The sequence below is a fragment of the Sphaerisporangium corydalis genome (genome assembly GCF_025506355.1).
GTDB classification, from domain to species: domain Bacteria; phylum Actinomycetota; class Actinomycetes; order Streptosporangiales; family Streptosporangiaceae; genus Sphaerisporangium; species Sphaerisporangium corydalis.
This window is the reverse complement of record NZ_JANZYP010000085.1, coordinates 25737-35324: the sequence shown is the minus strand read 5'-3', so window position 1 is coordinate 35324 and position 9588 is coordinate 25737. Positions and strand designations below refer to the sequence as shown.

The 9588-nt window shown below is 69.6% G+C and carries 5 protein-coding genes and 1 rRNA gene; 3 read left to right on the top strand and 3 right to left on the bottom strand.

Going from position 1 to position 9588, the window contains the following annotated elements; genetic code table 11:
* A 16S ribosomal RNA gene (locus tag NYZ98_RS37410) occupies positions 1-98 on the bottom strand; the annotation flags it as partial.
* 578 nt (positions 99-676) lie between these two features.
* On the opposite strand from NYZ98_RS37410, the gene NYZ98_RS37405 reads away from it, so the two are divergent.
* The gene (locus NYZ98_RS37405) at positions 677-2761 is read left to right on the top strand and encodes a S9 family peptidase (RefSeq protein ID WP_262849432.1); all 2085 of its coding nucleotides are present in this window, start codon (positions 677-679) and stop codon (positions 2759-2761) included.
* Entirely contained in the window at positions 2758-3765 is a 1008-nt protein-coding gene (gene mgrA, locus NYZ98_RS37400) for an L-glyceraldehyde 3-phosphate reductase (RefSeq protein WP_262849430.1), read from the top strand. Before NYZ98_RS37405 ends, mgrA begins: the two co-directional genes overlap by 4 nt.
* A 357-nt stretch (positions 3766-4122) precedes the next feature.
* Here mgrA and NYZ98_RS37395 read toward each other — a convergent pair whose 3' ends face one another.
* Positions 4123-6636: a lysylphosphatidylglycerol synthase transmembrane domain-containing protein gene (locus tag NYZ98_RS37395; protein ID WP_262849427.1), complete on the bottom strand. Its 2514-nt coding sequence runs from the start codon at positions 6634-6636 to the stop codon at positions 4123-4125.
* Positions 6637-6988: 352 nt separating this feature from the next.
* On the opposite strand from NYZ98_RS37395, the gene NYZ98_RS37390 reads away from it, so the two are divergent.
* On the top strand, positions 6989-9013 hold the full coding sequence (locus NYZ98_RS37390) for a molybdopterin-containing oxidoreductase family protein (RefSeq protein ID WP_262849425.1): 2025 nt from the start codon (positions 6989-6991) through the stop codon (positions 9011-9013).
* Positions 9014-9077: 64 nt separating this feature from the next.
* On the opposite strand, the gene NYZ98_RS37385 is transcribed toward NYZ98_RS37390, so the two are convergent.
* Entirely contained in the window at positions 9078-9527 is a 450-nt protein-coding gene (locus tag NYZ98_RS37385) for a GNAT family N-acetyltransferase (protein WP_262849419.1), read from the bottom strand.
* Between the last annotated feature and the right edge of the window lie 61 nt (positions 9528-9588).

Genomic DNA, 9588 nt, shown 5'->3' with positions numbered 1-9588 from the left:
TCGCCGCTCGAGTACCCCGAAGGGCCTTTCCGCTCGACTTGCATGTGTTAAGCACGCCGCCAGCGTTCGTCCTGAGCCAGGATCAAACTCTCCAAACAATGCCTGAAGAAATCCCGGCGAACACCACCACACCCGCTATCAAGCATGAGGTGTCAACCAAAGGAACCATCCCCGCACACCACAAAAGGCGTGCGAAAGACGGAGAAAATGCATAATCATGCACTGGCTTTTAACACACTGTTGAGTTCTCAAGAAACGGACGCGTACACCATCACCCGAACCCGCAAGGGTCCAAGACTCCGGGGCTTCCATCTCGTATGCCCTCATCCTACAAGGTCCGCTTGACCAGGAGCAAACCGCGCCTTTGCAGGCACTTGACTTCCAACCCGGCAAACCATCTAGAATTCAGACCACCCCGTTTCCAGGGCAACCCCTCTAACTTACCCGGTCTGCTTGGGTTAAGCAAGTCCCAAGGTCAGGCCTTCGAAGAGAGCGGGGGTCCGGCCTTCGCACGCACGCGCCCACGTCAGATCGCCGAGGCGAAGAAGTGGGGTTGTGCCGGGCGATGCCGACAACAGAAGATTACCAGCCTTCGCGGACGCCGGCGCCAAGTCCGGTTATCCACAGGCCGCGTCACATCAGTTTGACGGCCGGGGCCGCGCCATAGACTCGCCAGGTGAGCAGCGACACGCCTCCCGTGGCGAAGAAGGTCCCGGCCGAACGCACTCATCACGGTGACACCGTGATCGACGAGTACGCCTGGCTGGCCGACAAGGACGACCCGGACACGGTCCTCTACCTGGAAGCGGAGAACGCCTTCACGGAGGGCCAGACCGAGCACCTCGACGGCCTCCGGGAATCGATCTTCCAGGAGATCAAGGGCCGCACGCTGGAGACCGACCTCTCCGTCCCCACGCGCAAGGGCGGCTGGTGGTACTACTCCCGCACCGAGGAGGGAAAGCAGTACGGCATCCAGTGCCGGCTGCGGGCCTCAGGGGACACGCCTCCCGAGCTCAAGGCCGGGGAGCCGCTCGACGGTGAGCGGGTCCTGCTCGACGGCAACGAGCTGGCCGGCGACAGCCCGTTCTTCGCGATCGGCACCTCCAGCATCACCCCGGACGGCACCACGCTCGCCTACTCGACCGACTTCAGCGGCAACGAGCGCTTCACCCTGCGGTTCAAGAACCTCGACTCCGGTGAGATCCTGGCCGACGAGATCCCGGACATCTTCTACGGCGGCGCGTGGTCCGCCGACGGGTCCGCCTTCTTCTACACGACCATCGACGACGCCTGGCGCCCGTACCGCGTCCACCGGCACATCATCGGGACCCCCTCGGCCGACGACGTGGTGGTCTACGAGGAGAGCGACGAGCGGTTCTGGGTCGGCATCGGCCTCACGCGAAGCGAGCGCTACCTCGTGCTCGGCGCGGGAAGCAAGATCACCAGCGAGGTCCGCATCCTCGACGCCGACTACCCGACCGGGGAGTTCGCCGTCGTCCGGCCGCGCCGGACCGGTGTGGAGTACGCCCTCGACCACGCGGGCGACCGGTTCCTGGTCCTGCACAACGAGGGCGCGGAGAACTTCGAGCTCGCCACCGCCCCGCTGGAGGACCCCGGCACCTGGACGCCGCTGATCCCGCACAGCGAGGACACCCGGCTGCTGGACGTGGACGCGTTCTCCGACCACGTGGTGGTGCACTTCCGGCGCGACGGGCTCACCGGCATCCGCGTGCTGCCCGCGGGCGACGAGCCGCACGAGATCTCCTTCCCCGAGACCATCCACGCGGCCGAGCCCGCGGGGAACCCCGAGTACCACACCGGCCGGCTCCGCCTGGCGTACGCGTCGATGGTCACGCCGCCGTCGGTGTACGACTACGACATCAGCAAGCGTGAATTGATCCTGCTGAAGCGACGGCCGGTCCTCGGCGGGTTCGAGCCCGGTGACTACGAGCAGTTCCGTGAGTGGGCGGTCGCCGACGACGGCACCCGGATCCCGATCTCCGTCGTCATGAAGAAGGGCACTCAGCGGCCCGCGCCCACGGTCCTGTACGGGTACGGCAGCTACGAGACCTCCATCGACCCGTCGTTCTCGGTGGCCCGGCTCAGCCTGCTCGACCGTGGCCTCGTCTTCGCGGTCGCGCATGTCAGGGGCGGTGGCGAGATGGGCCGCCGGTGGTACGAAGAGGGCAAACTGGACCGTAAGAAGAACACCTTCAGCGACTTCGTGGCCGCCGCCCGCCATCTCGACCAGGGGGGCTGGTCCAGCTCGATCGTGGCGAGGGGCGGTTCGGCCGGTGGCCTGCTGATGGGCGCGGTGGCCAACCTGGCGCCCGAGGAGTTCGCGGGCGTGGTCGCCGAGGTGCCGTTCGTGGACGCCCTGAACACGATCCTCGACCCGTCGCTCCCGCTGACGGTCATCGAGTGGGACGAGTGGGGCGATCCGCTGCACAACGCCGACGTCTACGCGTACATGAAGTCGTACACGCCGTACGAGAACGTCGACGGCCGGACGTACCCCCCGATTCTCGCGATCACCAGTCTCAACGACACCCGCGTGCTCTACCACGAGCCCGCGAAGTGGATCGCCCGGCTCCGCGCCACCGCCGGTGGCGGCCCGTTCCTGTTGAAGACGGAGATGGGCGCCGGTCACGGGGGTAGGAGCGGCCGGTACGACGCGTGGCACGAAGAGGCTTTCACCTTGTCGTGGATCCTCGACCGGGCCGCGGCAGGCAAGACCGCAGTAACGGAGGAGACGAAGTGACCTATTCGGCATCAGACGACCGCTACGAGAGGCAGCCGTACAACCGGTCCGGCAGGAGCGGCCTCAAGCTGCCCGCCGTGTCGCTCGGGCTCTGGCACAACTTCGGGGACGACAAGCCCATCGACACCCAGCGGGCCACGCTGCGCCGGGCCTTCGACCTGGGAGTGACCCACTTCGACCTTGCCAACAACTACGGTCCTCCGTACGGCTCGGCGGAGGTGAACTTCGGGCAGATCTTCGCCCAGGACTTCCGGCCGTACCGCGACGAGCTGATCATCTCGACCAAGGCCGGGTACGACATGTGGCCCGGGCCGTACGGCGAGTGGGGGTCGCGGAAGTACGTCCTGGCCAGCCTCGACCAGTCTCTCTCGCGCATGGGCCTGGACTATGTGGACATCTTCTACAGCCACCGGCCCGACCCGGAGACCCCGCTCGAAGAGACGATGGGCGCGCTCGACACGGCCGTGCGGTCGGGGCGCGCGCTGTACGCGGGCATCTCCAGCTACACGCCGGAGCAGACCAGGGAGGCGGCCAGGATCCTGCGGGAGATGGGCACGCCGCTGCTCATCCACCAGCCGCGTTACTCGATGTTCGACCGGTGGATCGAGGACGGCCTGCTCGACGCCCTGGAGGCCGAGGGTGCCGGGTGCATCCCGTTCTCGCCGCTGGCGCAGGGCATCCTGACGAACAGGTATCTCAAGGGTGTTCCCGAGGACTCGCGCGCCGCGAAGGAGCGGTTCCTGCGGCCGAGCCAGCTCACCGACGACGTGCTCCAGCGGGTCCGCTCGCTGAACGAGATCGCCGGCGCCCGAGGCCAGTCACTCGCCCAGATGGCACTCGCCTGGGCGCTGCGCGACTCGCGGGTCACCTCCGTGCTGATCGGCGCGAGCAGCGTCAAGCAGCTTGAGGACAACGTCGCGGCGGTGGACAACCTGTCCTTCTCCTCCGAGGAACTCGCCGCGATCGAGAAGGAACTCCCGCCAACGGGCTCGCCGATCGTCTGACCCGTCCAGAGCAGGCTCCCGCGGCACCGCCCGCCGGAGCATGTCCTCGTAGGAACCGGCTTCCGGGTGTCCCTGCCGGAGCGTCCGGTTCGGGGGAGACCCGGAGGTTCCGGCGACACCGCCCTGCCCGAGGACCATGTTCAGCCCTGCCCGAGGACCATGTTCAGCCCTGCCCGAGGACCATGTTCAGCCCTGCCCGAGGGCCATGTTCAAAAGGGAGCCGGGGTTCGCGGCATCGCTCTGCGGGTTGTGTCGTGGCCGGACCTTGGCCCTGTGGCACCGCCTGCGGGGCCCGGTTCCGAGTCCCTGCCGGAGCTTCTGGCTGTGGGGATGCGGGAGTCTCGCCGGTGGGGTGGGTCAGAGGGCGTTGTGGCGTTGGAGCCAGGTGAAGGAGGCCCAGCCGGGGAGGACGGGGAGCCAGAAGGTCAGCAGGCGGAAGAGCAGGACCGCCGAGGTGGCGACCGTGCCGGGGAGGCCTGAGAGGGTCAGTCCGAGGGACAGGGACGCCTCGACCGCGCCCAGCCCGCCGGGGGTGGGCGCGGCCGAGCCGATGGCGTTGCCCGCCAGGAAGACCACGGCCACGGCGGTGAAGCTCAGCGAACCGCCGAAGGCGCGGACGCAGGCGTCCAGGCAGACCACGAACGCCAGCGTCAGCAGCAGGGTCCCGCTGAGGCCTTCGAGGATCTTGCGTGGGGACTGCAGCACGTCGAGCAGCCTCGGGATCACCCCGGAGAACAGCGGCCGGATCCGCTTGGTGATCATGCGTCGCAGTTGCGGCACGGCGAGCACGAGCAGGACGATCACGGCGCCCGACAGCAGGGCGATGACCAGGCCCCGGGAAGGGCTGACCGAGGGGGCGGCCTTGGTGCCGGTGACGTACCCGAAGAACAGGAGCATCAGGATGTGCGCGCTCAGCCCGACGAGTTGCGAGGCGCCCACGCTGGCGACCGCGAGACCGGGCGAGATGCCGCGCTTCTGCAGGTAGCGGGAGTTGATGGCCACCCCGCTGACGGCCGCGGGCGCGACCAGCTTGACGAAGGAGCCGGCGAACTGGGCCAGCACCGTGCGTCCTAACGGCAGTTTCTCCGGGACGAAGCCCCGCAGCATGAGCGCCGCCGCGACGTAGCTCAGGCCGGCGGCGACCAGGGCGACGCCGCCCCAGCCCCAGCGGGCCGAGGTGACGACCTCGGCCAGGTTGACCCTGCTGAGCTGGGAGAGCAGGAAGTACGCGGCGAGCGCGCTGGCGATGATCGTGACGAGGGTGCGGGGCTGGAACCGTTCGAGCCGCACCTCCTCGACCTCCACCTGCGGGGTGAGGGCGAGGATGCGCTCACGCAGCGCGGGGAGCAGTTCCTTGTCCTTGGTGACCTCGGCGCGGGTGCCCCTGGTGAGGGCGATGCGCTGGAGCAGGGGCAGCGCCCCGGCGAGCGCCTGCTTGGGGACCACCTCCGACGCGCACATGACCGACCGCTCAGGGCCGACCCGGAGCGCGAGGTAGGTGATGAGCTGGGCGACGTCCAGGCGCAGGAGCAGGTCGCCGGCGGCGATCTCGCCGCTGCGGGCGTCCATCAGCACCACTTCGCCGTCGTTGCCGATGTGGATGCTGTCGCCGGTGAGGCGGCGGTGCGCGAGGCGCTGGGCCTGGAGCAGCTCCACCTGCCTCCAGATCTTGATCAGCAGCTCGTCGTCCAGCTCTTCGAGGGGGACGTCCTCGAGCGCCCTGGTCTCCAGGTGCTCGTACGCGAGGAGCGCGGCGTCGGTGCCGATCTCGCTGGTGCCGACCAGGGAGGGGGTGTTCACCCCGGCGGCCTGGGCGGCGTACGCCATCAGGGCCTCGCGCTCCAGTTCGGCGCGGAGCGAGCGGATGGCCCGGCGGCGGGTCTCGGAGTTGAGCCGGATCCGCCGCCAGATCCGGTAGAGAACCCCGGCGACCTGCCGATCGCGGTCGAGCACGGTGATGTCGAAGCGGCGGCCGTCGGACATCGTCACGGCGTACCGGCGGCTGCCCTGGGCGTCGTCGCCGATGCGGTGTGCCTTGGCGGGGGTGAAGCCCATGCGGCGGAGCGCGGCGATGACGGTGCCGCCGGGGGGACGGGTGTTGGGGCTCCCGACGGCGTAGAGGGTGGCGTACCCGACGGCCAGGCCGACGAGGTAGGTGACGAAGACGCCGAGGGCGGTGGCCTCCGCGCCGGTGAACAGGGCGAACACGTCGAGGGCGATGGCCATCCACATGAGGGTGCGCCAGGTCGGGCGGCGGGAGATGCGCACGGCCGTGACGTAGGCGACGACGGAGGTGAGCAGCGTGTTGAGCGGCTCGACCCTGCGCCCTCCGGTGAGCAGCAGGCGGAGGTCCTCCGGGCCGGCGGCGGCCAGCCACTCACCGAGCACGAACGAGACGAGCATGCCGATGATCGCGGCGATGAGGCCCTCGGCGACCCGCAGCCCGTCGCGGTGGAACACCCGTTCCACGGCGAACGCGGCGGGGACGGCGAGCACGGCCGTGCCGGCGAGGAAGCTCGCCACCCCGATCAGCAGGTCGGGGGCCCGGCTCGTGCCGTCGGTGACGTCGGCTTCCAGGCCGTTGAGCGTCTGCTTGGCGACGAGGGCGAGCAGGACGACGGCGGTCAGCGCGAGGAGCGTTGCGAGGAAGCGGAGGGCGTCCGACGGCCGCCGGATGCGCGCGGGCAGCAGGGGCTCGACGACGATCACGGCCGGGTCGCCGGCCGCGGGGGCCTGGCCGGTCTCCTGGCTCTCGCCGTTCTCCTGGCCCTGGCCGTTCTCCTGGAGCTCGCCGGTCGCGGGAGGGCCGGCCACGGAGATGTCTCCCCCCGCGGCCTCGTCGGCCTCGTCGCGCTCCCTTATGTCGGTCACCGCCGGCGTCTGCGCACGTCTCGGGTCATATGATCTTCCCTAACCTCTGTTCACCAGGGGCGCGGGGCGACCGAACCCTGGCGACCCCATGTCCGCACACCCGTTCGGGGGGTCGCCGGTGAACTCGTGCACCCCGGCCATTCGCTGACACTCTACGGCGCGCCCGCGCTGAGGGATCAGCCGGATGCGACGTCCTCCATGTTGCCGGTACCTCCGGCGGCGCACATCGTCCGCAAGTATGGACTGGTGGCGTCCTCCCAGGTGGAGGCCTGGTCCGTCACGGTACCTCCCCGGGGATGAGACGCGCCGGGTGCCATGCCCAGGTCAAGGAGGGCCCAGGTAGCGTTGGTACATGACCCGTGAGCTGAAGGTTCTGGGCGCCTGCCCGCTGGACTGCCCGGACACCTGCTCGTGGGTGGTGACCGTCGAGAACGGCGAGGCCGTGGGCCTTCGCGGGAACCGTGACCACCCCTACACCCGCGGCGCGCTTTGCGTGAAGGTCAACCGTTATCTGGAACACAGCAGGGCGGCGGACCGGATCCTCCACCCGATGCGCCGGGTCGGCCCGAAGGGCTCGGGGCGGTTCGAGCGGATCAGCTGGGACGAGGCGCTCGACGAGATCGCCGAGCGGCTGACCGCGATCGTCGGCGAGTTCGGCGGCGAGGCCATCTGGCCGTACCAGGGCACCGGGACGCTGGGCTACATCCAGGGCGAGTCCGGTCAGGCCGGGCGGCGGCTGTGGAACGCGCTGGGCGCTTCGTACCACGATCTGAACATCTGCGCGAAGGCCGGCAACGTCGGGCTGAGGCACACGAACGGCACGCCGGCGGGCATGGACCCCGAGACGTTCGCGCTGTCGAAGCTGATCATCCTGTGGGGCACCAACACCCTGACCAGCGGGCACCACCTGTGGAAGTTCATCCAGGACGGGCGGGCCGCCGGGGCGCACGTGGTGGCGATCGACCCGGTCAGGACCCGTACCGCCGACCAGGCCGACGAGCATCTGGCCATCCGGCCGGGCACCGACGCCGCGCTCGCCCTGGCGCTGATGCACGTGGTGCTCGACGAGGGCGCCGAGGACCGGGACTACCTGGAGAACCACACCAAAGGCTGGGAGAGTTTCGAGCGAGAAATCCGGAAATATCCCCCGAGCGTGGCGGCGGAGATCACCGGGATCCCCGAGCAGGACATCCGGGCCCTCGGCCTGCGGCTCGCGCACACCCGGCCGACCGGCATCCGCGCGACGATGGGCCTCCAGCGCCACCGCGGCGGCGGCACGGCCATGCGGACCATCGCCTGCATCCCCGGCGTGACCGGCGACTGGCGCCACCCCGGCGGAGGCATCGCGTACTCCACCAGCGCCCACATCCCCATCCAGGCCGACGTCCGCCCCGACCTGCTGGACAAGCCCGTACGCACGCTGAGCATGACCCGCCTCGCCGAGGGCCTGGCCGACACCGCCGACCCCGTGAAGTGCCTGTGGGTCTACGCCGCCAACCCGATGGGCAGCACGTCGGACCAGAACCGCATCCGGGAGGGGCTCCTGCGGGAGGACCTGTTCACGGTCGTGATGGAGCAGTTCCCCACCGACACCGTCGACTACGCCGACATCGTCCTGCCGGCCACCATGCAGATCGAGCACACCGACCTGCACGCCGGGTACGGCCACATGTACCTGATCTGGAACGAGCCCGCCGTGGCCCCGCCGGGCGAGTGCCTGTCCACGACGGAGACCTTCCGCCGGGTGGCCCGGCGGCTGGGGCTGACCGATCCAGGGCTGCACGACTCCGATCTGGAGATCGCCGCACAGCTCCTGTCGGGCGGCCACCCGGCCCTGGAAGGGATCACGGTGGAGCGCCTGCGCGCCGAGGGGTGGGCGCGGCTCAGCGTTTCCGACCCGTTCGTCCCCTTCACCGAGGGCTTCCCGACGCCCTCCGGCCGGCTGGAGTTCGTCCCCGAGGGTCAGGGGTACGTCCCGCCCTTCTCGGCGCGCGCGGACGGCCCGTACAAGCTGGCGATGATCACCCCGGCGTCCCACACGTTCCTCAACACGGTGTTCGGCAACAACCCCGAGCTCATGCGCCGCGCGGGAGGGCCGAAGATCCTGGTCAGCGAGAAGGACGCCGCCGACCGTGGGCTGCACGACGGGCAGCGGGTCCGCGTGTTCAACGACAACGGCGAGATCACCGCGGAGTTGCAGGTCAGCGACCGGGTCGCGGCCGGGGTCGTGGTGACGACCAAGGGAAACTGGCCCAAGTTCAGCCCCGGAGGGGCCAACGCCAACGCCCTGGTCGGCGAGCGCGACGCGGACATGGGCAGGGGGCCCACCTACCACGACAACCTCGTGGAGGTCGCTCCCCTACGCGAACCCTCCTGAACCGCCCCCAGAGCCACGCGCGGGGGTCAGCGGGGCGCGACCCCGGCCCAGAGCCGCCCAGGCGTCAGAGGGCGAGTTTGAAGCCCACGTGGGAGTCGACGAAGCCGAGCGAGGCGTAGAAGCGGTGGGCGTCGGCGCGGGCCTTGTCGGTGGTGAGCTGAACCATCCGGCAGCCCCGCTCACGGGCCCGGTCCACCGCCCACTCCATCATCGCGCGCCCGACGCCCCTGCCGCGCATGGACGCGCTCACCCGTACCGCCTCGATCAGAGCGCGCTCGCCACCCTTACGGGACAGGCCGGGGACGAAGGTGAGCTGCATCGTGCCGACGACCTCGCCGTCCGCCTCGGCGACGACCAGTTCCTGCCTCGGGTCGGCGTCGATGGCCTCGAAGGCGACCAGGTAGACCTGGTCGGAGGGGTCGCCCTCCCTGGCCGCGGCGATCGGGTCGTCGGCGAGCATGGCCACGATCAGGGGCACGTCTTCCCGGCGGGCGGGACGAAAGATCACAGACATGTTCACAGGGTATCGGCGCCCCGAATGACATACGGTTTGCCGGTCAGGGCATATTTCGCGT